Here is a 25042-nt window from a genome sequence, read left to right as displayed (position 1 = left end):
GCACCATCGCATGAGCTTCGACCCGAATGAGCACCAGCAGGTCAACCCGCCCACCCGGCTGCTGATGGGCCCCGGCCCGATCAATGCCGACCCCCGCGTCACCCGCGCCATGTCTGCCGCCCTCGTGGGCCAGTACGACCCGTGGATGACCGACCTGATGAACCAGACCATGGAGCTGTACCGCCAGGTCTTCGTCACCGAGAACTGGGCCACCATGCTCGTCGACGGCACCTCCCGCTCCGCCATCGAGGCGGCGATCGTCTCCCTGGTGGAGCCCGGCGAGAAGGTGCTGGTGCCGGTGATGGGCCGCTTCGGCCTGCTGCTCCAGGAGATCGCCGAGCGCGTCGGCGCCGAGGTGGTCACCATCGAGCGCGACTGGGGCACGGTCTTCACCGACGAGGAGATCGAGGCCGCCATCGTCGAGCACCGGCCCAAGCTGCTGGCCACCGTCCAGGGCGACACCTCCACCACCATGAACCAGCCGCTGGCCGGCATCGGCGCCATCTGCCGTCGCCACGGCGTGCTCTCCTATGTGGACGCCACTGCCTCGCTGGGCGGCAACACCTTCCGGATGGACGAGTGGCAGATCGACGTGGCCACCGCCGGGCTGCAGAAGTGCCTGGCCGGTCCGTCGGGCTCCGCGCCGATCTCGATCAGCGAGCGGGCCGCCGAGGTGATCCGCGGGCGTCGCCACGTCGAGGCCGGCATCGCCGACGGCAGCCAGGGCCAGGGCGTGCGCATCGCCAGCAACTACTTCGACCTGGGCATGGTGATGGACTACTGGGGCCCGCAGCGCCTGAACCACCATACCGAGGCCACCTCGATGCTCTACGCCGCCCGCGAGTGCGCCCGCCTGCTGGCCGCCGAGGGGATGGATGCGGCGGTGGCCCGCCACCAGCTGCACGGCGGGGCGATGGCCGCGGGCCTGTCCGGCCTGGGCCTGGAGCTCTTCGGAGACCAGGCGAACCGGATGAACAACGTGATCGGCGTGAAGATCCCCGAGGGCGTGGCCGGCGACGAGCTGCGCGCCAGCCTGCTGGCCAACTACGGCATCGAGATCGGCACCTCCTTCGGTCCGCTGGCCGGCGTGATCTGGCGGGTGGGCGTGATGGGCTACAACACCCGTCGCGATGCCGTGCTGACCACGCTGGTGGCGCTGGAGGCGGAACTGCGCCGCTTCGGCTTCACCACCACCCCGAATGCCGGCGTCGACGCCGCCCTGGCGCACTACGAGGAGAACAAGTGAGCACCACCCCCACCCCGATCGTCGACGAGGCACCCGCCCCCACCAGCCAGCAGGCCGCCGAGCAGATCATGCAGCGCTGCGACGAGATCGCGAAGCTCTCCTGCCGTGAAGACGGCATCGAGCGGGTCTACCTCTCGCGCGAGCACATGGCTGCCGACAAGATGGCCGAGCGCTGGATGAACGAGGCCGGCCTGGCCACCTGGCTGGACGCCGCCGGCTCGCGCTGCGGGCGCATCGAGGGCCGTGAGCCGGGGCTGCCCGCCCTGGTGCTCGGCTCCCACCTGGACACCGTCCCCGATGCCGGCCGCTATGACGGCATCCTGGGCGTCCTGCTGGCCATCGAGACCGCCCGACGGATCGCGCCGCGCGCCGCCGAGCTGCCCTTCGCGCTGGAGGTGATCGCCTTCCACGAGGAGGAGGGCGTGCGCTTCCGCTCCACCCTGCTGGGCTCGCGGGCCTTCGCCGGTACCTGGAGCGAGGACCTGTGGCCGCTCCAGGACGCCGACGGCATCAGCCTGGAGCAGGCCTTCCGCGACTTCGGCCTGGACCCGGAGCGGGTGGACGAGGCGGCCCGTCGCAGCGAGGAGCTGGTGGGTTACCTGGAGGCTCATATCGAGCAGGGCCCCTACCTGGAGGCCGCCGATCGTCCGCTGGGCGTGGTGAGCATCATCGCGGGCGCCCGCCGGATGGAGATCACCATCACCGGTGAGGCCCGCCATGCCGGCGGCACCCCCTACGAGAAGCGCCATGACGCCCTGGTGGGCGCCTCGGAGGCCGTGGTCGCCATCGAGGAGATCGGCCGTCGTCGGGGCGTCATCGCCACCGTCGGGCAGATCACGGTCGAGCCCGGCGCGGTGAACGTGGTGCCCGGCGTCGCCCGGTTCTCGCTGGACCTCCGCGCGGAGACCGACGAGGCCCGCGACGGCGCCTGGGACGAGATCGCCGATGCCATGGCGGAGCTGTGCAGCGCCCGCGGCCTGGAGCTGGAGAGCGTCCAGATGCACGCCGCCCACTCGGTGGTCTGCGACGAGCAGCTGCGCGCCGCCATCACCTCCGGCATCACCAGCGCCGCGGGTGACGAGGAGCCGATGGTGATCTGGTCGCGCGCCGGCCACGACGCCATGGCGGTGGCCGACGTCTGCCCGGTGGCGATGCTGTTCACCCGCTGCCACGACGGGATCAGCCACCATCCCGACGAGTCGGTGCTCACCGAGGACGTCGCGGTGGCGCTGGACGCCTTCGAGGCGGCCGTCTGGGCCGTCGCCGCCCAGCACTCGTGAGTGACACCGCAGGGCTGCACCAGCGGATCCGACGGCACTTCGCCGAGCTGCCGCCGCAGGAGCAGAAGGCCGCCGGCGTGGTCCTGGAGCGGATCGACGACCTGGCCGCCTGCAGCGCCGCCGAGATCGCCGACGCCAGCGGGGTCTCCCGCGCGACGGTGAGCCGGCTCTTCCGCAGCCTGGGCTACTCCTCCTTCGTCGAGGTGAAGGAGGAGGCCCGGGCGCTGCGCAGCCGCGGGGTTCCGCTGGTGCTGCCCGACGAGCCGCTGCGCGACCGGATGGAGCAGGAGGCGGCCAACATCTCGCGCGCCCTGTCCTCCCCCGCGGCCCTGGCCGATGCCGCCGGCATCCTGGCCCGCGCCCCGCGGGTGGTGGTGATCGGGCTGCGCAACTCCTACCCGGTGGCGCTGCACTGCCGCACCCAGCTGGCCCAGCTGCGCCCCGGCGTGGTGCTGGCACCACAGCCCGGCCAGACCCTGGGCGAGGAACTGGTGGACCTGGGCGACGACGACGTGGTACTGCTCTTCGGCTTCCGTCGCCGCGCCGCCGGCTTCGAGGCGCTGCTGGAGACGCTCACCGAGTCCAGCGCCCGCGTGGTGCTGGTGGCCGACGAGTCGGCCCGGCTGAACGGCACCCAGGCCGACATCTGGCTGGAGTGCCCCACCGAGGGCGTCGGCGCGGTGCAGTCCTATGCGGCCGCGATGGCGCTGGTCAGTGCCCTGGCCGACGAGCTGGCCACGGTGCTGGGCGAGCCCGCCGCGGCCCGTGCCCGCCAGATCCAGGACCTCTACGAGGAGCTGGACGAGCTCTCCGACTGAGCGGCTTCCTGCTCCCAGAAGGCCGGGGTGGCCACCGCGCGCAGGAAGTTGTCGGCCAGCGTGCGCACCGCCTGCTCCGAGCTGACCGCCCGGTCCGGGCCCAGCACCCCGGACATCACCGGGTTGATCGCGACGTGGAACAGGATGGGGCCGCCGAACTGCTGCAGCAGCAGCGGCAGCGGCAGGTCGCGCACCCGGCCGGCGGCCACCTCCCCGGCCAGCCAGCCACCGAAGGCGGCCATGATCCGAGGCGCCCCGAAGCGCACCACGGCCTGGGCGGCCGGGTCGCTGCCCCGCCCCAGGGCCTGCGCGGCCACGGCCGCCTCCACCCGCGGCCTGCTATTCATGCCCTCCACGACGCGCTGGTAGAAGCCCTCGGCCGCGCTGCGCAGGTCCTCATGGGGCTGGGCCGCCCACTGCTCCACGGCCGGCAGCGGGCTGAAGCGCTCGAAGGTGGCGGCCAGCAGCTCGTCGCGGGTACGGAAGGCGGCGTAGAGGGCATCCACCGAGCAGTCGGCGCGCGCGGCGATCGCCTCCATGGTGGTGGAGGCCAGGTCGGTCTCGTCCAGCAGCCAGGCGGTCGCCTCCAGGGCACGCTCCTTGACCGGAGCGCGTCCGCCCAGCTCCACACCGGCGGCGGCCACGGCCTCGTCGAGCGGCGCCCTGGTGCCACCCAGCCGCCGCAGCAGGGTGCTGCGCGACACCCCCGCCGCGCGGGCGATCTCGGCAACACTCACGTCGGCCACGTCACGCCCGGAGCGGGCGGCGGCCCGCACCGCGGCGTCGACGAACTCCTGCGGCACCTCGAGATCCATGGGACGACCCTACTGCACTACCTGACACACGTATCGGGTGTTACTGTTGCGATGTGTCACACGCGTGGCGCAGAGCACCCCCACAGGAGCGGACGATGAACCAGGTACCCATGCGGCACGCCCTGCTCGAGGACGACGAGCCCGAACAGCGCCGGCAGCCGGTGGCTCCCCCACCGCCACGGCCGGCCGCGCGCCCGCTCAGCGACGAGTCGGTGATCCGCACCGAGGGCCTGGTGAAGCGCTTCGGCTCCTTCACCGCTCTGGACGGGGTGGACCTCGACGTGCGCCGCGGCGAGGTGATGGGCTTCCTGGGGCCGAACGGTGCCGGCAAGTCCACCACCATCCGCGTCCTGCTGGGCCTGCTGCGCCCCGATGCCGGCACCGCCAGCCTGCTGGGCGGCGATCCCTGGACCGACGTGGTGGAGCTGCACCGCCGGCTGGCCTACGTGCCGGGCGACGTGGTGCTCTGGCCCGGCCTGTCCGGCGGCCAGGCCATTGACCTGCTGGGCAACCTGCGCGGCGGCATCGACGAGCAGCGCCGCGACGAGCTCATCGAACGCTTCGAGCTGGAGCCCACCAAGCGCGGACGCCAGTACTCCAAGGGAAACCGGCAGAAGGTGGCGATCATCGCCGCGCTGGCCTCCGACGCCGAGCTGCTGGTGCTCGACGAGCCCACCAGCGGCCTCGACCCGCTGATGGAGGCCGTCTTCACCGACGAGATCACGTGCGAGAAGGAGCGGGGCCGCACCGTGCTGCTCAGCTCCCACATCATGAGCGAGGTGGAGGCGCTGGCCGACCGGGTGAGCATCATCCGCGCCGGGCGCATCGTGCAGACCGGCACCCTCGATGAATTGCGCAGCCAGGCCCGGGTGAGCATCGGTGCCGTGCTGGACCGGGCCCCGCTCGACAACGAGCTGGCCATGCTGAGCGAGGTCCATCTCTCCGAGCAGCTGCAGCTGAGCGGTACCGTCGCGCCCGACGAGGTGAACCGCGCCGTCCAGGCCCTGCTGGACCTCGGGGCCCGCAACCTGACCGTCACGCCGGCCTCGCTGGAGGAGCTCTTCCTGAGCCAGTACGAGGGGTCAGTGGGCCGATGAGCGCCGCCACGGGTGCTCCACTCCTGCTGCGTGCCACCGCCGAGCAGGACCGCAGGAACATCGCGCCCTGGGTGCTGCTGATCAGCGTGCTCTCGGCCACCTCGATCATCGCCTACCGCTGGATCATCGACACGACGGCCGAACGAGCCCAGCTCTCGATGAGCCTGGGCATCAACCCGGCGCTCGGCCTGGTCTTCGGCCAGGCCCGTGACCTGATGACGCCGGAGGGCTTCAACGCCTGGCGTGCCCTGATGCTGGGCTCGATGTTCGCGGGGCTGATGGCGATCCTCGTCGTGGTGCGCAACTCCCGCAGCCAGGAGGACTCCGGGCAGGCCGAGCTGCTGGCCTCCGGGGTGCTGGGCCGCCAGGCCCGACTGGCCGTCGCCGTCGGCCTGGCCGCCATCGCCTCGCTGGCGCTGGGCCTGGTGAGCTGGCTGCTCACCGTCGCCTTCGGGGCCACCATGGCCGCCACGGCGCTGCAGTCGGCCTGTTATGCCGCCTCCGGGCTGATGTTCGCCGGGGTGGCCGCCATCTGCTGCCAGATCGGTGCCGACTCGCGCACCGCCTCCAGCCTGGCGATCGCGGTGCTGGGCACCTGCTACGCCCTGCGCGGCTACGTGGACTCCAGCCCCGACCTGCCGGAGTGGACCCGCTGGGCCACCCCCTTCAGCTGGCTCTCCGAGACCCGCCCTGCTGCGGGCAACCGCTGGTGGCCGCTGCTGGTGCCGCTGGTCTTCGCCGTGGTCTGCATCGCGGTGGCCTTCTGGCTGGAGGGACGTCGCGACTTCGGCCAGGGCCACCTGTCCACCCGTCCCGGACCGGCGCACGGCGGCCCTCGCTTCGGCATCTGGTCGCTGGCCTGGCACCTGCACCGTGGCGCCGTGGTGGGCTGGATGGTCGGTTTCCTGGCGCTGGGCTCGATGTTCGGCAGCCTGGTCAGCTCGATGGGCGAGCTGGTGGCCAGCAATCCCGCGCTGGCGCAGGTGCTGGCCCAGGGCGCGGTCCGCCCCGAGGAGATCCGCTCCTCCTTCGTCGCCACCATCCTGCAGATCATCGCCATCGTGGTCTCGATCATGGGCGTGGGGATGGTGCAGCGGATCCATGCCGAGGAGGTCGGTTTCCGGGTGGAGCCGCTGCTGGCCGCCTCACTGCGCCGCCCCACCTACCTGGCCAGCACTGTGGTGCTGGCGCTGGCCTCGACGGCCGTCGGCCTGCTGGTGGCCGGCACCGCGCTGGCCCTGGTGGCTTCACACGCCGACGCGTCGATCTCCTTCGGCGACGTACTGCAGCAGGCGGTGGTCACCGTTCCGGCGGTCTGGGTGCTGGTGGCGCTGTGCACCGCGGTGGTGGGGGCCGCTCCCCGGCGTCGGATGGTGGGCTGGCTGGCCGTGGTGGCCACCTTCGCGATCACCCTGCTGGGGCCGACCCTGCACCTGTGGGACTGGGCGATGGCGATCAGCCCGCTGCGCCATGTGCCGCACGTCACCGCCGCTGATCCGGACTGGGCCGGGCTGGCTGGCGCTGACCTTCTGCCTGTTCCTGGCCGTGGGCTTCGCAGGCTTTCGTCGACGCGACGTGGGCTGAGCTCAGCGCACCGCCATCCAGCCCATGTAGGCGGCCATGCACAGGCCGAAGACCACGATGAAGACCCGGAAGACCTTGGGCGGGATGCGGCGGGCCAGCCAGGCCCCGGCCAGCGCGCCGACGATGGAGCCGATGGCCACCAGGGCGGCGTAGTCCCACAGGATCGCGCCGCGGGCCATGAAGAAGATGGCGGCGACGATGTTGACCAGGCACTGCAGCAGGTTCTTGATGGCGTTCTGCTCCTGGATCCCGACGGCCAGGAAGATGCCCAGCACACCCAGCAGGATCACGCCCTGCGCGGCGGAGAAGTAGCCGCCGTAGACGCCGGCGGCGAAGACCAGGCCGATCAGGGCGGTCCACCGGGTGCCCCCGGCCGGCTTCAGCGAGCGGGCGATGCGGGGCTGGAAGGCCACCAGCAGGGCCGCGAACAGGATCAGGAAGGGCACCACGATCTTGAAGGTTGCGCTGGACAGCTGCGTGAGCAGGAAGGCACCGATCACCGCACCCAGGCAGGAGGCCACCGAGAGCCGGACCAGGGTGCTGCGGTGGGTGGTGCTCAGCTCCCCGCGGTAGCCCCAGGCACCCGCGATGGAGCCGGGCACCAGGCCCACCGAATTGGCGATGTTCGCGCTCACCGGGGGCACGCCCAGCATCACCATCACGGGATAGGTGATCAGCGAGCCGGAGCCCACGATGGTGTTGACCGCACCGGCGCCGAAGCCGGCTGCGATGACGGCGAGGATGTGCCACAGCTCCATGGCCGCGATGGTATACCAGCAACCGCCCGGCGGGAACAGCGACCCGGGGCCTGCCCGACCTCAGCTGAACAGCGCGATGGAGTGCTCGCGGGTGCTCTCCACGTGGCGGACCGCCCAGAAGGCGGCCAGCTCCTCGTCGCCGCTGCGCACCGCCTCCAGGATGTGCGCGTGGTCGCGGCACAGGTCACCCTCGTGACGGGTGATGGTCTGGCGGAAGAGGCGCTGGATGATCGAGTCGAGCGGGCCCACCACCTGCTGCAGCAGCTCGGAGTGCGAGGCCAGGATCAGGTCGCGGTGGAAGTCGGCATTGGCGCGGGATCCGCTGGCGGCATCGCCGGTGGTCGCGGCCCGGGTGGCGCGGTCATGGTCCTCGTCGAGCACCGCGAGGTCCTCGGTGGTGCGCGACCGTGCGGCCAGGCGGGCGGTCAGCGGCTCGAAGGCCAGCCGAAGGTCGAAGAGCTCGGTGACGTCGCGGGCGGTGAGGCTGGTGACGGTGGCCCCCACCCGGGGTTCGGTGATGACCAGCCGCTGCTGCTCCAGCACCAGGATCGCCTCGCGCACCGGAACCCGGGAGACGCCGAACTGCTCGCTCAGCGCCCGCTCCCGCAGCCGGGTGCCGGGCTCCAGCTCGCCGGAGACGATCTGCTCGCGCAGCACCTCCACCACGTGGTCGCGCAACGCATGGCTGGCGGCGGTGAGCTCGACGCTGACGCCCTGCGGACGGGCGATGTCGACGGCCGGCGGTCGGGGCTGGGTGGTCATGGACGAAGTCTACCGAGCAGGGTCCGCTTTGGTATACCATCGCGGCGAACAGGAGGATTTCCGTGCTGAAGACAGTCGTGAAGCCGAATCTCTACCAGGACTCCGTGGCCCTGATGGTGCTGAGCCGCAAGCTCAGTGACCTCGAGGGGGTCAGCAAGGTCTCGGTCATGATGGGCACCCCCGCCAACAAGGACATTCTGCGCAACACCGGCTTCGGCTCCGCCGAGGTGGATGCCGCGCAGCCCGGTGACCTGGTGCTCGGCATCGAGGCCGATGACGAGGCCACCGCGGACCAGGTGGCCGCCACCGCGCTGGAGATGTTGAACAACCAGAGCTCCGCCAAGGGCGCCAGCTCGCTGCCGCGGGTCCGCTCGCTGCACCGCGCCCTCGACAAGCTGCCCGGCGCCAATGTCGCGCTGGTCTCGGTGCCCGGCGAGCACGCCGCGGCCCAGACCCGCGAGCTGCTGGAGTCGGGCCTCAACGTGATGGTCTTCAGCGACAACGTCTCCGTCGACGACGAGGTCTGCCTCAAGCGCCTGGCCGACGAGCGCGGGCTGCTGATGATGGGTCCCGACTGCGGCACCTCGGCGATCGCCGGCGTCCCGCTGGCCTTCGTGAACAGCACCCGCCCCGGTTCGATCGGCATCGTGGGCGCCTCCGGCACCGGCACCCAGGAGGTGATGAGCCAGGTGGACCGGCTCGGCCTGGGCACCTCGCACGCCGTCGGCGTCGGCGGCCGCGACCTGACCGCCCCGGTGGGCGGCACCACCACCCTGGCCGCCCTGCGCGCGCTGGACGACGACCAGGCCACCGACACCATCGTGATCGTCTCCAAGCCCCCGGCCCCCGAGGTGCGCGAGCGCGTCGTGGCCGCGGCCCAGCAGCTCACCAAGCCCGTCGTGGCGCTCTTCCTGGGCGAGCGGCCCGAGGTCGAGCGCGAGGGCACCGTCTGGTTCGTCGCCACCATGGCCGAGGCCGCCGAGAAGGCCGTCGAGCTGGCGGGCTGCTCCCGCTTCTCCCCCGCCCCCGGCCAGCGCACCATCCGCGGCCTCTACACCGGCGGCACCCTGGCCGGCGAGGCCGCCATGGTGCTGCGCCAGGAGCTCGACCTGCCCGCCGACGACGGCAACCACGCCCACGGCGTGCAGCTGGACGCCGAGGGCCACCGCATCATCGACCTGGGCGACGACGAGTACACCCAGGGCCGCCCGCACCCGATGATCGACCCCTCCAGCCGCTCCGAGCGGATCGGCGAGGTCTTCGACGACGAGTCGGTGGCCGTGCTGCTGCTCGACGTGGTGCTGGGCCACGGCTCCACCGAGGACCCCGCCGGGGCGGTGGCCACCGAGGTGCGCGAGGGCATCGAGCGGGCCCGTGCCGCCGGCCGCGAGGTGGCCGTCGTCGCCTCGCTGTGCGGCACCGCCCAGGACTTCCAGGACCTGGAGGCCCAGCGCCGCACCCTGCAGCAGGCCGGGGTCACCGTCCTGCCCAGCAATGCCGCCGCCGCCCGCCATGCCGCAGGCCTGGTGCAGCTCGCCGCCGCGCGCGCCGCACGCCCCGAGCAGCAGGCCGCCCCGGTGCCGCCCGCGGTGGCCGACCTGCTCGCCGGCCCCCGCGTCGTGAACGTCGGCCTGGCCGGCTTCGCGGAGACCATCGCCGCCCAGGAACAGGCCGTGGTCCAGTGGACCTGGCAGCCCCTGGCCGGCGGCGATGCCCGCCTCTCGTCCCTCGTCACCCAGCTCATGAACCGTTGAGGAGCCAGCCCATGACCGACACCCAGACCTTTGCCAGCATCGACGAGGCGAACCGCGCCGTCATCGAGGCCATGATGGCCGCCCAGCCCGTCCTGGTGGACGTGGTGCAGGCGCACGAGGTGGTCCCCGAGCTCGCCGAGCCGACCCGCACCCTGCTGCACGCCGGCCCGCCGATCGCCTTCGAGGACATGCCCGCCCCGGTGCAGGGCTCCTGCATCGGCGCCGCCCTGTTCGAGGGCTGGGCCAGCACCGAGGCCGAGGCCCGCGAGCTGGTGGCCCGCGAGGTGCGCCTGCTGCCCTGCCACAGCGTCGGTGCCGTCGGCCCGATGGGCGGCATCACCAGCGCCCACATGGCCATGGTCGTGGTGGAGAACCAGGCCGGCGAGAACCGTTCCTTCTCCACCATGAACGAGGGCATCGGCAAGGTGCTGCGCTTCGGCGCCTATGACGACGAGGTGATCGAGCGGCTGCGCTGGATGCGCGACGTGCTCGGCCCCTCGCTGGCCGCCGCGCTGCGCCAGACCGACGGCGGCTACCCGCTGAACCCGGTGATGGCCCGCGCCCTGACCATGGGCGACGAGATGCACCAGCGCAACATCGCCGCCTCCGCCATCTTCGCCAAGGACATGGCCCCGCTGCTGGTGCGCGCCGGCCTGGAGACCGATGTCCTGCAGCAGGTCACCGACTTCCTGGGCCGCACCGACCAGTTCTTCCTGAACCTGGCGATGGCCGCCTGCAAGGCGATCACCGACGCCTCCCGCCAGGTCACCGAGGGCTCCGTGGTCACCGCCATGACCCGCAACGGCCACGAGTTCGCGATCCGCGTCTCCGGCCTGGGCGACGAGTGGTTCACCGCCCCGGTGAACACCCCCACCGGCCTGTTCTTCACCGGCTACGACCAGTCGCAGGCCTGCCCCGACATGGGCGACTCCGCCATCACCGAGACCTTCGGCCTGGGCGGCATGGCCATGATCGCCGCCCCCGGCGTGACCCGTTTCCTGGGTGCCGGCGGCTTCGGCGACGCACTGGCCACCAGCGAGGAGATGGCCGAGATCGTCACCGGCCACAACCCGGCGCTGTCCATCCCCACGTGGGACTTCCAGGGCACTGCGCTGGGCATCGACGTGCGCAAGGTGGTGGCCACCGGGATCACCCCGATCATCAACACCGGCATCGCCTCCATCGAGCCGGGCGTGGGCCAGATCGGTGCCGGCACGGTCCGCGCTCCCCTGGGCTGCTTCACCAAGGCCCTGGAGGCGCTGGCGCAGCGCTACGGTGTCGAGGCCGAGAGCCATGCCTGAGCATCCCGTGGTGCTGCGCGCGGTGCGCGGCACCTCGCTGGGGCTGCAGAGCCTGGCCGGCGCGCGCCAGGTGCGGATGGGGCAGCGCTTCGAGCACTCCGCCAACCTGGAGGTGACCGGCCCGGCCGGCCGCCCGATGGTGGTCAACCTGACCGATGACGTCTGCTGCCCGTTGCAGGTGATGCTCGACGAGGCCTCGCAGGCCGTCGTCGAGCAGACCTGGGCACCCGGAGCCGTGGTGCACGTGGAGACCGAGGGCGCGGGGCGGGTGCAGATGCAGACCCCCTTCACCGGTCCGATCGACCCCGGGCCGGCCGTCACCATGGCCCAGCCCTGGCTGGCGCGCTCCTGGTTCTCCTCCGAGGACGGTCGGCTCTTCGGCCAGCCTGCGCTGCGCCGCGCCCTGGCGGGAGAGGTGGATGCGCTGATGGGCCTGGGCGCCGGGCTCACCCCGGCCGGAGACGACGTGCTGGTGGGCTGGATCGCCTGGCACCGGGCCGTCACCGGCTCCGCGGAGCAGTTCGAGCACCTCGATGATGCGTCGGTGGGTGCCACGACGCGCACCTCCAGCAGCCTGCTGGCCGCGGCCCTGGCCGGCGAGACCGGACGCGCGGTCAACAACATGCTGGGGGCCCTGCGCTCCCACGACATGGCGCTGTTGCAGCAGTCGGTGGACCGGCTGGCACAGCACGGCAGCAGCTCGGGCGCCGATGCGCTCTACGGCCTCCACGCCCTGTGGACCCGGCCCAGCGCGCTGCCCCTGGATGGACGACGACGAACACAGGAGGTCAGCTGATGAGGGTCGTGGTGGCACTGGGCGGGAACGCCATCTCGCGTCGCGGCGAGCAGATGACGATCGACAACCAGCGGCGCAACCTGCGCGAGGCCTGCAGCGTCCTGGCGCGCGTGGCCCAGGAGCACCAGCTGGTGATCACGCACGGCAACGGCCCGCAGGTGGGCCAGTTGGCGCTGCACAACAAGGACGGCTACCCGCTCGACGTGCTGGGCGCCGAGACCCAGGGCCTGATCGGCTACATGATCGAGATGGAGATGCGCGCCGTGATGGCGCCCGGCCAGATGCTCACCACGGTGCTGACGCTGGCCGAGGTGGACCCCGACGACCCGGCCTTCGGCGATCCCACGAAGTTCGTGGGGCCGGTCTACCGCGAGGACCAGGCGCGGGCCATGGCCGCGCAGTACGGCTGGCAGTTCCGTCTCGACGGCGACGACCACCGTCGCGTGGTGCCCTCCCCGATGCCGCGACGCGTGGTGCAGATCGACTCGGTGCGACGACTGCTGGACGCCGGCCACATCGTGGTCTCCACCGGTGGTGGCGGCATCCCCGTCGTTCAGGTGCCGGAGGGCGGCTACCGCGGCGTGGAGGCCGTGGTGGACAAGGACGCCTCCAGCTCGGTGATGGCCAGCTCGATCGAGGCCGACGTCTACGTGATGGCCACCGATGCCGATGCCGTCTACCTGGACTGGGGACTGCCCACCCAGCGCGCGATCACCGAGATCGACGTCGAGGAACTGGACGCCATGACCTTCCCGGCCGGCTCCATGGGGCCGAAGGTCTCGGCGGCCTGCCGTTTCGTGCGCGCCTCCGGGCACCCCGCCGTGATCGGACGCCTGGACCAGCTGCAGGCGATCCTGGACGGCACCGCCGGCACCCGCGTGCTGCCGCACGCCTGACCCATCCACGCTGCGGGCCCCGGTCGTCGACCGGGGCCCGCGGTGCGTCCGGGGCGTCTGGCCCCGTCCGGCACCGGTGACGAAGCTCACAGCACCGGACCTTGCCCATCATTGATGAGCGTTCAGACTATTGAACATGAGTTCAACCCGGAGTGACCTGAGCACCGAGGCCCGGATCCGCGCCGCCGCCGTCGAGGCCTTCGGCAGCCATGGCTTCGAGCGCACCACGGTGCGCCAGGTGGCCCGAGCCGCCGGTGTCTCCCCCGGCCTGGTGATGCACCACTTCGGCAGCAAGGAGGGCCTGCGCCAGGCCTGCGACGACTGGGCCATGGCGGCGCTGGCCCAGGAGAAGACCTTGCTCACGCTCAATGCCCTGCCGGACATGGAGGACTACCTGCGCCAGCATCCGGAGTACCGCCCGCTGCTGGCCTACCTGGTCGCGGCGCTGCGCGCCGGGGGCGAGACCGCCACCCGGATCTACGACCGGTTGCTGGAGACCAGCCACGAGCTGGTGGAGCAGGGCATCGCGGCCGGGGCGATCCGTCCGATGGCCGACCAGCAGGCCGTCGTCGCGTGGATGGTGGCCTCCTCCTGCGGCGTCATGCTGCTGGCCGAGCCCTTCAGCCGGGCCCTGGGCGGCGACTCCCTCACCGATCCCGCCGTCGTGAACCGCTACAGCCTGGCCACCGCCGATGTCTTCACCCACGGCTTGCTCACCACCGGCTTCGCGGATGCGATCGGCACCGCCTGCAGCCCCCAGGACGAGGCATGAACCACGCCATCGAGATCCACGACCTGGTCAAGACCTTCGGCCGCACCCGGGCCCTCGACGGGCTCACCATGAGCGTGCCGGCCGGCCAGGTGCACGGCTTCCTGGGCCCGAACGGGGCCGGCAAGTCCACCACCCTCCGAATCCTGCTGGGCCTGCTCCGGGCGGACTCCGGCGGCGTCAGTCTGCTGGGCGGCGACCCCTGGCGCCAGGCGCCGGAGCTGCACCGGCGCCTGGCCTATGTGCCCGGCGACGTGAACCTGTGGCCCAACCTGACCGGTGGCGAGGCCATCGACGTGCTGGGCCGGGCCCGCGGCGGCCTGGACCCGGCCCGCCGCGCGGAACTGGTGGAGGCCTTCGAGCTGGACCCGCGCAAGAAGGGACGCTCCTACTCCAAGGGCAACCGGCAGAAGGTGGCGCTGGTGGCCGCCCTGGCCAGCCGCGTCGACCTGCTGCTGCTCGACGAGCCCACCAGCGGCCTGGACCCCTTGATGGAGCGCGTCTTCACCGAGCAGATCCGCGCCGAGCAGCACGCCGGGCGCACCGTCCTGCTGAGCAGCCACATCCTCAGCGAGGTGGAGGCGCTGTGCGACCACGTCTCCATCATCCGCGCCGGACGCGTCGTGGAGACCGGCACCCTGGCCGAGCTGCGCCACCTGCACCGGCTCGACGTCACCGCCGAGCTGGACTCCCCGCCGCAGCGCCTGGAGCAGCTGCCGGGCGTGCACGACCTGCGCATCGAGGGCAGCACCGTCCACGCCCATGTCGACGCCGCCGGCATCAATGACCTGCTGGAGGTGCTCACCGCCCACGGGGTGCGCTCGCTGACCTCCACCCCGCCCAGCCTCGAGGAGCTCTTCCTGAGCCACTACGAGGGATCCGGTGGAACGGGGCCGGAGGATCCGGCCGCCCCGGGGGCTCGACGGCGATGAGCACCCTGACCGGCCTGTCCGGCTGCCTGCGCCTGGCCTGGCGGCGCAACCGGCTCTTCCTGGCCTGCTGGATCGCCGGCCTGGCCGTCCTGATGCCGCTGACCCTGGGCCAGTACGAGACCATGATCCCGCCCGGCACCGATCCCCGCGCCACCCTGGAGCCACTGCGCCACAACCCGTCGATGCTGGCCCTGCTCGGCCCGGCCTTCGACGTCTACACCACGGGTGGCTTCGTCTTCTGGCGGGTGGGCGGCTTCTGCTCGACCTTTGCCGCGATGATGGCCGGCTTCGCCGTGATCCGCACCACCCGCGCCGAGGAGGAGGAAGGTCGTCTGGAGCTGGTGCGCGCCGGCCAGGTGGGCCGCCATGCCCCGCTGGCTGCGAGCCTGCTGCTGGGTGCGCTGGCCGCGCTGGCCCTGACCGCAGCCTCCGCCGCTCCCCTGGTGGCAATGGGGCTGCCGGTGGCCGGCTCGCTGGCGTCCGGCACGGCACTGGGGATCGAGGCGCTGCTCTTCACCGGGATCGGCGCCGTCGTGGCACAGGTCTTCGAGTCCACCCGCACGGTGCGCGGCTGGACCATCGGGCTGCTCTGGGGCGGCATGTTCTTGGCCCGCATGGTGATCGACGGGGCCGGGCCGGCTGCCGAGCGGGCCCGTCTGGGCTGGCTGGTGCCCTTGGAGTGGGGCATGCTGCTGCGTCCCTTCGCGGGCCACCGCTGGTGGGTGGCGCTGATGGCGCTGGCCCTGTTCGTCCTGCTGGCACTGCTGGCCTTCCGGCTGGAGTCGGCCCGCGACCACGGCGCCGGACTCGTCGCCGCCCGCCCCGGTCCGGCCGTCGCCTCCCCCGCCCTGTCCGGCGCCTGGGGCCTGGCCTGGCGGCTGCAGCGCAACAGCCTGCTGGGCTGGAGCCTCGCGCTGCTGCTGGGTGCGGCCGGGGTGGGTTCGATCGTGGCGCAGCTGCACGACGCGCTGGCCGACAACCCGCAGCTGGGCCAGATGCTGGAGAAGCTGGGCGGCAGCCAGGACCTCGACGTCGCCTTCTACGGCGCCATGCTGGGCATCATCGCCACGGTGGTGGCGGTCTTCGGCGCCAGCATCCTGCTGCGGCTGCGCAGCGAGGAGGTGCACGGACGCGTCGAGCCGCTGCTGGCCACCGCCACCAGCCGGCTGTGGCTGGCCAGCTCCCACCTGGCGCTGGCCACGGTGGCCCCCTGCCTGGTGCTGGTGGGCGTCGGGGCAGCGCTGCCGCTCGCCGAGGCGCTGCGGGGCGGCGACTGGAGCCCGGTGGGCACCTATGGCCGTGCCGCGGCGGGCCTGCTGCCGGGCGTGCTGCTGGTGGTGGGCCTCGCCATGGCCCTGCTGGGCTGGCTGCCCCGGCTCACCGGCCTGGTCTGGGCGCTGCTGGGCTGGACCCTGTTCGCCACCTGGGTCGCGGTGCTCTTCGACCTGCCGGCCTGGTTGCTGCGGCTGCAGCCCTGGGGCCACCTGCGCCTGCTGCCGCGCGACGCCTGGAGCTGGACCCCGTTCACCGTCGAGCTGCTGGTGGCCCTGGGCCTGCTGGCTCTGGGGCTGGCGGGCTACCGCCGTCGCGGCATCCCGGCCTGAGAAGGGCCGACGGCGAACAGTCGTGACCCGGCGGTCCGCCGTGTCCTAGGCTCGTCGCCATGACCACCGCACTGCTGACCGACCACTACGAGCTGACCATGGTGCGCGCCGCCATGGGTGCCGGCACGGCCTTCCGCCGCAGCGTCTTCGAGCTCTTCCCGCGACGCCTGCCCGAGGGACGCCGCTACGGCGTGGTGGCCGGTGTGGGCCGCATGCTCGACGCCCTGGAGGAGTTCACCTTCGACCCGGCAACGGTGGCCTGGCTGCTGGAGCACGACGTGGTCAACCAGGAGCTGGCCGAGTGGCTGTCCTCCTACCGGTTCAGCGGCAACATGTGGGGCTACCCGGAGGGTGAGGTCTATTTCCCGGGCTCCCCGCTGCTGCGCGTCGAGGGGAGCTTCGCCGAGGCCTGCGTGCTGGAGACGCTGCTGCTGAGCATCTACAACTTCGACTCCGCCATCGCCTCGGCCGCTTCTCGGATGACCGCCATGGCCGAGGGCCGCCCCTGCATCGAGATGGGCGCCCGTCGGGCGCAGGAGATGGCCGCCGTGGCCGCCGCCCGCGCCGCCTACGTGGCGGGCTTCCAGAACACCTCCAACCTGGAGGCCGGCTTCCGCTACGGCGTGCCCACCACCGGCACCGCCGCCCACTCCTTCACCCTGCTGCACGACAGCGAGGAGGAGGCCTTCAAGGCCCAGATCGCCGCGCTGGGCGAGAAGACCACCCTGCTGGTGGACACCTATGACATCGAGGAGGCGGTGCGCACCGCGGTGCGGATCACCGAGGGCCGACTGGGGGCCATCCGGCTCGACTCCGGCGACCACGCCATCGTCGCCCGTCAGATGCGCGACCTGCTCGACGACCTGGGTGCCACCGAGACGAAGATCATCGTCACCAGCGACCTCGACGAGTGGCAGATCGCCGCGCTGCGCGGCGCCCCGGTGGACGGCTACGGCGTCGGCACCTCCGTGGTGACCGGCTCCGGCCACCCCACCTGCGGCTTTGTCTACAAGCTGGTCTCGCGCGCCAACTCCGACGATCCCGCCGCCGAGCTGTACCCGGTGGCGAAGAAGTCCACCAACAAGAGCACCGTCGGCGGCCGCAAGTTCGCGCTGCGCCGCCTCGACGACAACGGCACCGCCTCGGCCGAGATCATCGGCATCGGCGAGATCCCGAAGGGCGACGCGAACGACCGCGAGCTGATGGTCCAGTTGGTGCGCGACGGCCAGGTGGTGGGCCGCGAGGAGCTGCAGGCCTCCCGCGAGCGGCACGAGCGTTCCCGCGCCGAACTGCCGGTGGCGGCGCTGCGGGTCAGCAAGGGCGAGCCGGCCATCCCCACGATCATCCTCGACTCCGAGGGCGACGAGGCCTACAACCCCTACCTGCACTCCGCCGTCCCCACCAACATCTGAGGAGCAGCCATGAGCACCGCACTCGTCGTCGTCGACGTCCAGGTGGACTTCTGCGAGGGTGGCGCGCTGGGCGTCGACGGCGGCAACGTCGTGGCCAGCAAGCTGGCCGCCCAGCTCGCGGACCGTCGCGGTGGCTACGACTGGGTGGTGGCCACCCGGGACCACCACATCGATCCCGGCGAGCACTTCAGCGACCAGCCCGACTTCGTGGACAGCTGGCCGCCGCACTGCGTGGTGGGCACGCCCGGCCAGCAGCTGCACCCCGAGCTGGCCGGTTTCGCCTTCGACGCCGTCTTCGACAAGGGCTCCTACGAGGCCGCCTATTCCGGTTTCGAGGGCAGCATCGGGGGCACCGACGAGGGGCAGCGGCTGGCCGACTGGCTGCGTGAGCACGAGGTGACCCGGGTGGACGTGGTGGGCATCGCCACCGACTACTGCGTGCGCGCCACCGCGATCGACGCAGCCAAGGAGGGCTTCGCCACCAGCATCTTCGGCCAGCTCACCGCCCCGGTGCACCCGGAGCGGGTGGAGACGGTCTTCGCCGAGCTGGCCGAGCGCGGCATCGGCATCGCCTGAACCCGATCAACGCCACGCCACGCCTCACCAGCAAGGACCGCTGAGCGCTCCCACATCATTGGGAAGGCTTTGTGCCCGATGAGGGATCAAATCCTTCCCAATGATTCGCGTCGGATCAGCCGAGGCGGCGGGCCGGGAGCTGCTCGAAGCCGTTCATCACGGCGGCCAGCCGGTTGGCGCGCTCGGAGCCGAAGACGTCCTCCAGGAGCATCGGCTCGCCCTCGGGGCTGGACAGCGGCACCCGCCAGTTGGGGTACTCGTCGATGGTGCCGGGCTGGTTCTGGGTGCGGCGGTCGCCCACCGCGTCCACCAGCGCCGCATTCAGCACCTTCGACGGGGTCCAGCTGAGCATCCGGTGCATGGCCAGCACGATCTTCTCGACGTCGCGGCTCTCGGCGTCCTCGGGGCTGAGCGCACCGCGGGCCACCAGGGCGTCGATCATGGCCTGCTGCTCGGCGCGGCCGTGCTCCAGCTCCTCCTCCAGGCTCTCGGTGAGCATGCCCAGCTCGTCGCGCAGCCGGATGTGGTCGCCGGCCAGGTAGCCAGTGGTGGGCGGCAGGTCATGGGTGGTGACCGAGCTCATGGCGTACTCACGCCACTGCTCGGGTGCCAGCGGCTGGCCCTGCTCGTCGTTCTCGAACCACATCACGCTGGTGCCCAGCAGGCCGCGACGGCTCAGGTAGTCGCGCACCCACGGCTCGACGGTGCCCAGGTCCTCACCGACCACCAGCGCCTGGGAGCGGTGCGCCTCCAGGGCCAGGATGCCGATCAGCGCGTCGTGGTCGTAGCGCACATAGGTGCCGTCCTTGGCGGACAGCCCCTTCGGAACCCACCACAGCCGGAACAGGCCGATGATGTGGTCCACGCGCAGCCCGCCGGCATGGCGCAGCACGCCCTGCACCATCTGACGGAAGGGGGCGTAGGCCAGGTCGGCCAGGCGGTCGGGGCGCCACGGCGGCTGGCCCCAGTCCTGCCCCATCTGGTTGAACTGGTCCGGCGGCGCGCCGACGGTGCAGCCCTGGGCGAAGACGTCGGAGAGCATCCAGGTCTCGGCGCCGGCGGCGTTGACGCCCACGGCCAGGTCGCTGACGATGCCGACGGGCATGCCGGCATCCTTGGCGAACTGCTGGGTGGTGGACAGCTGGTTCTCCGCGATCCACTGCAGCCACTTGTAGAAGCGGATCTCGTCGTGGTTCTCGCGGTAGAAGTCGGCCACCTCGGGGCTGGTGGGGCGCTGGAACTCCTCCGGCCAGGTGCGCCAGTCGACGCCGTGGCGGCCGTAGAGCGCGCACCAGGTGGCGAAGTCGCGCAGCTGGCGGCCCTCGCGACGGATGAAGTCCTCGAAGGCCATCCGGCGGGTGGGCTTCATCCCGGCGGCGAAGATGATGCGCAGCGCCTGCTCCTTGGCGGCCCAGGACTCGTTGCGACGCACCTCGTCCACGCCGTCGAGCTCGGTGTGCAGGTCGTCGAGCAGCTGCTGGATCCGGCGACGGTCGGCCTCGCCCAGGTGGGCGTACTCGCTGATCTCCTCGGGGCGGATGTAGAGCGGGTTGACGTACATCCGGCTGGTGGGCAGGTAGGGGCTGGGCTCCAGCGGCTCCTTGGGCTGGGCCGCGTGCAGCGGGTTGACCAGCACGTAGCCGGCGAACTGCTGGGTGGCCGACCAGACGGCCAGGTCGGCCAGGTCGGTCAGGTCACCGACACCCCAGGAGTCCTGGGAGCGCACGCTGTAGAGCTGGGTGGCATAGCCCCAGATGCGGCGGTTGTTCATGCTGGCGGGCAGGCCCAGGAAGCTGGGGGTGATGACCAGGCTGGACTCCACCTCGACGTCCTCGCTGCGCAGCACCAGACGGTGGTAGCCGAGCGGCAGGTCGCTGGGCAGCTGGAAGGTGGCCTCGCCGATCCAGGTGCCGTCCACCTCGCGGTCGTCGGCGTGGTTCTCGGTCTGCCAGGCCTCGCGGGTCTCGCCGGACTCCAGGCACACGTGCAGCTGGGCGTCGGCTCCGGCGGTGACGTGGACGTTCACCCAGATGGGCAGGCCCTGCTCCACCACGACGCACGGGGGCAGCTTGCGGCGCCACGGGCGCAGCCGCAGGTCCTCGACGGCGGCCTGGCGGGACTCGGGGGTGGAGGCGTCGATCTCCAGGCTCTTGAGCACCTCGATGATGGTCTGCTCGCTGATCTGGGTGTGGCGGCCCTTCCAGTCCCAGAATTCGGAGGCGATCCCGAAGTGGTCGGCGAGCTCGGCGAGCAGCGGATCGTTCAGTGCCATGGGGGAAATCCCGTCGATTCGGCGTCAGCAGTCCGGACCAGCCTAGCGGCGATGGTCGTCGGTCTCGACCGGTGAATCGAGGCTGCTCAACGCATCCCGGCGCGGGCCCACTGGTGGTCCACCACCTGCGTGCCGGCGAGCCGGTCGTGCAGGCCCTGGCGACGCCGGTCGACGGCGGCCCAGAGCACCACGACGAGCCAGAGCACGAAGGTGGGGGCGGTCAGCCGCACCACCAGGCTACGGACCAGCGCGGTGGTCCAGCGCAGCCCGGTGCGGGGTCCGTCGGCCAGAGCGGCGTCACGTCGGGCGACGCGCAGGCCTGCGGCCCGGTGACCGAGCGTCGCTCCCCCGGTGGACAGGCAGGCGACGTCATAGGCCACCCGCAGCAGCACGCCGGGGATCATGGCGCGCACCCAGATGCCCAGCAGGTCTGCGGTGAACCAGTCCTGCAGGCCGCCGGGGCCCAGCCCCACCAGCAGCCAGACGCGCCACAGGCCCAGCAGCTCGTTGAACAGCGGGCCGTGCCAGTGCTCGAAGAGCACCATCGAGACGGCCCACAGCATCATCGAGTCCACCAGGTAGCCGCGGGCACGGGCCCACCAGCCCGCCAGCGGCACACCGTCGGCGGTGCGAGGGCGGTTGTCCGGCATCCCGAAGACGTCCACCGGGGCGGCAGGCGGCCACGTGGCCTGCTGCTGGGGCCAGGCCTGCATCTGCTCCCCACCGAGCTGCGGCGGCACCCAGCCGACTTGCGGCTGCGGCCCACCAGTCTGCGGCAGGCTGGCCCCGTGAGGGCTCGCCTGGACGTGGCCGGTCCAGCCCTGGCCGTCCCACCAGCGCAGTCGACCCTGGGCGGTGGGGTCGGCGTACCAGCCGGCGACCGGCATCAACGGCTCCGGACCACCTGGGTGCGGGCGGCCATGTCGTGCAGCGTCTGGCGGCGCTTGGTGCCCAGCGGCATCAGGTAGCTGATCAGCGGCAGGATCGGGAGGGCGGAGACGGCCGAGAAGACCAGGGCCCGCACCAGGGCCGGGACCCAGCCCAGCTGGCGCGGGGCGCGGCCGTTGTCGGTGGGCACCACGCGGATCCCCATCAGCAGCTGGCCCAGGCTGGCGCCCAGGAAGCGCCACAGCAGCAGGAAGTAGACCAGGGCGACGGCCCAGCTGATCGCGCTCAGCGGGGTGAGGGCGCCCTCCATGTTGTACTTCACCAGCAGGTCGTTGGTGTTGGCGGGCATGGTGGGCGGGGTGCCCGCCTGGGTCTGCGCCATCATGTCGTTGAAATAGGCGGTGTAGCCGTCGACGAGCTGCTTGACCCACTTCCAGCCGAACAGGCACAGCAGCGCCGAGGTGACGATGCCGTCCACCAGGAAGGCGAAGACACGACGCCACCAGCCGGACAGCGGCACGGCGTCGGCGGTGGTGGCGGCCTGGCCACTCTGGGCTGCCGGATAGGGCTGGCCGGGCACCCAGGAACCATTGCCGGGCTGCTGCGCGCCGGGAGCGCCGTAGGGCTGCTGGCCGTAGGGCTGTCCCGCGCCTTGCGCCGGCTGGATCTGGTGCTGGGGTTGGCCACCCTGGTAGGGGCCATAGCCGGGCTGGGCGGCGCTGTCCTGCTGCGCGCCGGGCTGCTGCGGAGCCTCGCCCTGCTGCGGCCAGCTGCCCTGCGGCGGGGCGGCGTTGGCCTCGAAGCCGGAGCTTGCGGCCACGGGGGCCTGCGGGCGGGGCTGCGCGGGACGGGTGTTGTGCGTCCAGCGCTCGCCGTCCCAGTAGCGGTCACGGGTCGCGTCGGCCGGGTCCGGGTACCAGTCCATCGGTGGGTTCGTCACCATTCCACTATGTCATGTGGCTGTGACAGCTTCCGTTGCGCGCGGCTCACACCCCGGCGGTGGCATTGCGGACGTGGCCGATCCGCGAGGCGGCGAGCACGCCCACCAGGCCGCAGGCGGCGGTGGCGGCGAAGACCATGCCGAAGGTGGTGGAGCCGGACGACTGGGTGTGCAGGGCGTGGAAGAGCCCGCCGGCGATGCCACCGGCGAGGGCGTTGCCGAGGCCCTCGGCGGTCTGCAGGCTGGACGTGTTGCGGCCCAGCTGCGCCGGTTCGGACAGCGTCATGACAGCCAGCGAGCCGCTGGCGATGCCCAGGCCCATGCCGAGGCCGGCGACGGTCCAGCCGACAGCGGCGAGCGCGATGGTGCCGGCCGGGTGCCAGGCCGCCACGACGATGGCCCCGATGCCGGCCAGGGTGCAGGCGACGCCGAGCTGGATGATCTGGTCTCGTCGCAACTTCAGCCAGGGACGCGACTGCACCCAGGAGCCCAGCGTCCAGCCCAGCGAGCCGATGGTGAGGGCCAGGCCGGCCTGGAAGAGCGACAGTCCGCGCAGCTCCACCAGGCTGAGCGGCAGGAAGGCCTCGGCGGCGAAGAAGGAGCCCGCCTGGCAGGCGCGGCTCCAGACCACCGCGGACAGTCCGGGGCGGACCCGCAGGAAGCCGGCCGGCATCAGGCGGGGCACGGAGACCAGCAGCAGGACCAGGGCCACGACGCCCAGCACCAGACCGGTCCAGCCGAGCAGCTGGCTGGCGCCCTGCAGCAGGGCCGCCGAGGCCGCGGCCAGGCCCGCTGCCCACAGCGGGACCGGATTGGCGCCCTCCACGTGGGGCACGTGGCGACGCTGCAGCTCGGCCAGCGGACCGGCCGACAGGGCGGTGGCGGCCAGCAGCAGCGGAACCAGGGCCCAGAAGACCCAGTGCCAGCCGAAGCGGTGGGTGACGAAGGCAGCCACCGGCGGGCCGAGGAAGGCGGGCATCACCCAGCAGAAGCTGAACATGGTCATGATGGAGGCGCGCTCGTGCTCGTCGAAGGCCTTGGCCACCACCACCATCAGACACAGGTTCATGGCGCCGCCGCCGACCCCTTGCAGGAAGCGGGCGGCCACCAGCACCAGCATCGAGGGGGCGGCTCCCGCCACCAAGAGGCCCAGCAGGAAGAGCACCGTGCCCAGCGCCAGCGGCTTGACCGGGCCGACCCGGTCGCTGAGCCGGCCGGCGAGGGCGGTGGAGAAGACCATGCCCAGGACGAACAGGGTGAAGGCCCAGGCGTACAGCCCCAGGTTGCCCAGGTCCTTGGCGGCCTGCGGCATGGCGGTGGCCACCGCGACGGACTCGAAGGCGACGCAGACCACGCCGGAGAGAAGTCCCACCATCAGGGCACGTCGGCCGTGCACCACCGGGGGCTGGGTCCCAGCAGTGGTTCCCGATCGGTCCGGGTCCAGGGGTTCGTCAGCCACGGTGGGACTCTATGCGAGCGGACCTCGGGCGGCACAAATGGAATGCCGCCCGGGAGTTGGTCCCCTAGTGTCAATGCCGGAGGTGGATCTCGTGGACTTCGTGGGTGACTGCGCCCGGTGCGTCGGGCTGTGCTGTGTCGCCCTCACCCGAACCCGTTCCGGCGGCTTCGGTGCCGACATCCCGGCCGGAACTCCGTGCCACCACCTGCGCGAGGACAACCTGTGCCGGATCCACCCGCGGCTTCGGGAGGAGGGGTGGCCGGCCTGCACCGTCTTCGACTGCTTCGGGGCCGGGCAGCAGGTCACCCAGGTCACCTTCGCGGGGCGGGCGGACTGGCGCGACGATCCTGACCTGGCCAGCTCGATGTTCGCCGTCTTTGCCGCCATGCGGCACCTGATGGAGATGCGCCGGCTACTCACCGAGGCCGAACAGCTGGCACGCGGGGAGCTGACTCGCCCCGTGGTCGACCTCGTTGGTGAGCTGCGGACCGTGGTGGAGAGCAACGCGGCCGAGCTCGCCACCATCAACATCGGCGAGCTGCGGGGCCGGGTCGGGGACCTGCTGGTGGCCGTCAGTGAGCAGTACCGCCACCCGGCGCCCCAGCCCGGGCGTTTCCGGCCTCGGGCACAGCTGATGGGTGCCGACCTTCGCGGCGCCAACCTGGACCGTCACTGCCTGCGCAGCGCCCTGCTGATCGCGAGCGACCTGCGCGGCGCCAGCTTCGAGCGCACCGACCTTCTGGGCGCCGACCTTCGCGACGCCGATCTGCGTGGCGTAGACCTGAGCGGCGCGATCTTCCTCACCCAGCAGCAGCTCGACGCGGCCCGCGGAGATGCTCGCACCCGGCTCCCCGAGGGGCTGACTCGACCGCAGCATTGGTGCGAGTGAACAGTCAGTCCACCAAGAATTCACACGAGCCGATGATTCGTGAAGCAATCTGTGCGGGGGTGAGGTCCTCTGTGGGAATGACCAGGTCCCAATCGACGTCGTCGAGCACCCCGTGGTGCCCGCGGGCGGGACTGCCCCCAGTTTGGTTGACAGATTTCTAGGGGCTGGTCAGGCGGCCTGTGTGACCGTCTGAT

23 protein-coding genes and 1 pseudogene are annotated in these 25042 nt (G+C 71.9%); 15 read left to right on the top strand and 9 right to left on the bottom strand.

Annotated elements, in window-relative coordinates; genetic code table 11:
• The first annotated feature begins 10 nt into the window (after window positions 1-10).
• From ABD073_RS08340 to ABD073_RS08330, 3 genes are read left to right on the top strand one after another with little or no spacing between them, the layout of a single operon-like run.
• Window positions 11-1246, top strand: a complete 1236-nt coding sequence (locus tag ABD073_RS08340) for a pyridoxal-phosphate-dependent aminotransferase family protein (RefSeq protein WP_343873584.1) — start codon at window positions 11-13, stop codon at window positions 1244-1246.
• A complete protein-coding gene (locus ABD073_RS08335) occupies window positions 1243-2526 on the top strand; it encodes an allantoate amidohydrolase (RefSeq protein ID WP_343873583.1) in 1284 nt (427 codons plus the stop codon). Before ABD073_RS08340 ends, ABD073_RS08335 begins: the two co-directional genes overlap by 4 nt.
• Entirely contained in the window at window positions 2523-3344 is an 822-nt protein-coding gene (locus tag ABD073_RS08330; RefSeq protein WP_343873582.1) for a MurR/RpiR family transcriptional regulator, read from the top strand. The genes ABD073_RS08335 and ABD073_RS08330 overlap by 4 nt, the downstream gene beginning before the upstream one ends.
• Here the strand turns inward: ABD073_RS08330 and ABD073_RS08325 are convergent.
• On the bottom strand, window positions 3314-4159 hold the full coding sequence (locus tag ABD073_RS08325; RefSeq protein ID WP_343873580.1) for a TetR/AcrR family transcriptional regulator: 846 nt from the start codon (window positions 4157-4159) through the stop codon (window positions 3314-3316). The two genes, ABD073_RS08330 and ABD073_RS08325, sit on opposite strands and share 31 nt — an antisense overlap.
• Before the next feature lie 95 nt (window positions 4160-4254).
• On the opposite strand from ABD073_RS08325, the gene ABD073_RS08320 reads away from it, so the two are divergent.
• Together ABD073_RS08320 and ABD073_RS15550 are read left to right on the top strand one after the other, a co-directional pair.
• A complete protein-coding gene (locus tag ABD073_RS08320) occupies window positions 4255-5256 on the top strand; it encodes an ABC transporter ATP-binding protein (protein WP_343873578.1) in 1002 nt (333 codons plus the stop codon).
• Window positions 5253-5873: pseudogene (locus ABD073_RS15550) on the top strand (hypothetical protein); the annotation flags it as partial. The gene ABD073_RS08320 and the pseudogene ABD073_RS15550, both read left to right, overlap by 4 nt.
• On the opposite strand, the gene ABD073_RS08310 reads toward ABD073_RS15550, so the two are convergent.
• The 4 genes from ABD073_RS08310 to ABD073_RS08295 all read right to left on the bottom strand — a co-directional run bounded on the left by ABD073_RS08310 (window position 5870) and on the right by ABD073_RS08295 (window position 8360).
• Window positions 5870-6331: a hypothetical protein gene (locus ABD073_RS08310; protein ID WP_343873576.1), complete on the bottom strand. Its 462-nt coding sequence runs from the start codon at window positions 6329-6331 to the stop codon at window positions 5870-5872. The pseudogene ABD073_RS15550 and the gene ABD073_RS08310 overlap by 4 nt on opposite strands.
• An 87-nt stretch (window positions 6332-6418) precedes the next feature.
• Window positions 6419-6667 (bottom strand): hypothetical protein, encoded by a 249-nt coding sequence (locus ABD073_RS08305; RefSeq protein ID WP_343873575.1) that lies wholly within the window; start codon window positions 6665-6667, stop codon window positions 6419-6421.
• 175 nt (window positions 6668-6842) lie between these two features.
• The gene (locus ABD073_RS08300) at window positions 6843-7598 is read right to left on the bottom strand and encodes a sulfite exporter TauE/SafE family protein (RefSeq protein WP_343873574.1); all 756 of its coding nucleotides are present in this window, start codon (window positions 7596-7598) and stop codon (window positions 6843-6845) included.
• Window positions 7599-7658: 60 nt separating this feature from the next.
• Window positions 7659-8360: a GntR family transcriptional regulator gene (locus ABD073_RS08295; RefSeq protein WP_343873573.1), complete on the bottom strand. Its 702-nt coding sequence runs from the start codon at window positions 8358-8360 to the stop codon at window positions 7659-7661.
• A 62-nt stretch (window positions 8361-8422) separates the two neighbouring features.
• On the opposite strand from ABD073_RS08295, the gene fdrA reads away from it, so the two are divergent.
• The 9 genes from fdrA (at window position 8423) to ABD073_RS08250 (ending at window position 18400) form a co-directional block, all read left to right on the top strand.
• Entirely contained in the window at window positions 8423-10114 is a 1692-nt protein-coding gene (fdrA, locus tag ABD073_RS08290) for an acyl-CoA synthetase FdrA (protein ID WP_343873572.1), read from the top strand.
• An 11-nt stretch (window positions 10115-10125) separates the two neighbouring features.
• Entirely contained in the window at window positions 10126-11415 is a 1290-nt protein-coding gene (locus ABD073_RS08285; protein WP_343873571.1) for a YlbE family protein, read from the top strand.
• Window positions 11408-12211: an oxamate carbamoyltransferase subunit AllH family protein gene (locus ABD073_RS08280; RefSeq protein ID WP_343873570.1), complete on the top strand. Its 804-nt coding sequence runs from the start codon at window positions 11408-11410 to the stop codon at window positions 12209-12211. Before ABD073_RS08285 ends, ABD073_RS08280 begins: the two co-directional genes overlap by 8 nt.
• Window positions 12211-13107 (top strand): carbamate kinase, encoded by an 897-nt coding sequence (gene arcC / locus ABD073_RS08275; protein ID WP_343873569.1) that lies wholly within the window; start codon window positions 12211-12213, stop codon window positions 13105-13107. Before ABD073_RS08280 ends, arcC begins: the two co-directional genes overlap by 1 nt.
• A gap of 136 nt (window positions 13108-13243) precedes the next feature.
• Window positions 13244-13879: a TetR/AcrR family transcriptional regulator gene (locus ABD073_RS08270; RefSeq protein WP_343873568.1), complete on the top strand. Its 636-nt coding sequence runs from the start codon at window positions 13244-13246 to the stop codon at window positions 13877-13879.
• Window positions 13876-14808, top strand: coding sequence for an ABC transporter ATP-binding protein (locus ABD073_RS08265; RefSeq protein ID WP_343873567.1), 933 nt, complete (start codon window positions 13876-13878; stop codon window positions 14806-14808). The genes ABD073_RS08270 and ABD073_RS08265 overlap by 4 nt, the downstream gene beginning before the upstream one ends.
• Entirely contained in the window at window positions 14805-16412 is a 1608-nt protein-coding gene (locus tag ABD073_RS08260) for an ABC transporter permease (protein WP_343873566.1), read from the top strand. Before ABD073_RS08265 ends, ABD073_RS08260 begins: the two co-directional genes overlap by 4 nt.
• A 59-nt stretch (window positions 16413-16471) precedes the next feature.
• A complete protein-coding gene (locus ABD073_RS08255) occupies window positions 16472-17824 on the top strand; it encodes a nicotinate phosphoribosyltransferase (RefSeq protein ID WP_343873565.1) in 1353 nt (450 codons plus the stop codon).
• 9 nt (window positions 17825-17833) lie between these two features.
• Window positions 17834-18400 (top strand): isochorismatase family protein, encoded by a 567-nt coding sequence (locus ABD073_RS08250; protein WP_343873564.1) that lies wholly within the window; start codon window positions 17834-17836, stop codon window positions 18398-18400.
• 115 nt (window positions 18401-18515) lie between these two features.
• Here the strand turns inward: ABD073_RS08250 and malQ are convergent, their stop codons facing one another.
• From malQ to ABD073_RS08230, 4 genes are all read right to left on the bottom strand, one after another.
• Window positions 18516-20672, bottom strand: a complete 2157-nt coding sequence (gene malQ / locus ABD073_RS08245; RefSeq protein WP_343873563.1) for a 4-alpha-glucanotransferase — start codon at window positions 20670-20672, stop codon at window positions 18516-18518.
• Between the two features lie 86 nt (window positions 20673-20758).
• Entirely contained in the window at window positions 20759-21559 is an 801-nt protein-coding gene (locus ABD073_RS08240; protein ID WP_343873562.1) for an RDD family protein, read from the bottom strand.
• Window positions 21559-22500 (bottom strand): RDD family protein, encoded by a 942-nt coding sequence (locus ABD073_RS08235; RefSeq protein ID WP_343873561.1) that lies wholly within the window; start codon window positions 22498-22500, stop codon window positions 21559-21561. Before ABD073_RS08235 ends, ABD073_RS08240 begins: the two co-directional genes overlap by 1 nt.
• 46 nt (window positions 22501-22546) lie before the next feature.
• Window positions 22547-23959, bottom strand: coding sequence for an MFS transporter (locus ABD073_RS08230; RefSeq protein WP_343873560.1), 1413 nt, complete (start codon window positions 23957-23959; stop codon window positions 22547-22549).
• Between the two features lie 82 nt (window positions 23960-24041).
• On the opposite strand from ABD073_RS08230, the gene ABD073_RS08225 reads away from it, so the two are divergent.
• Window positions 24042-24848, top strand: coding sequence for a pentapeptide repeat-containing protein (locus tag ABD073_RS08225; protein ID WP_343873559.1), 807 nt, complete (start codon window positions 24042-24044; stop codon window positions 24846-24848).
• Window positions 24849-25042 lie beyond the last annotated feature (194 nt).

The organism is Luteococcus peritonei (genome assembly GCF_039526385.1).
In the GTDB taxonomy this organism is placed as follows: Bacteria; Actinomycetota; Actinomycetes; order Propionibacteriales; family Propionibacteriaceae; genus Luteococcus; species Luteococcus peritonei.
Note: the sequence above shows the minus strand (reverse complement) of the source record. Positions and strands in the feature narration are given on the sequence as shown.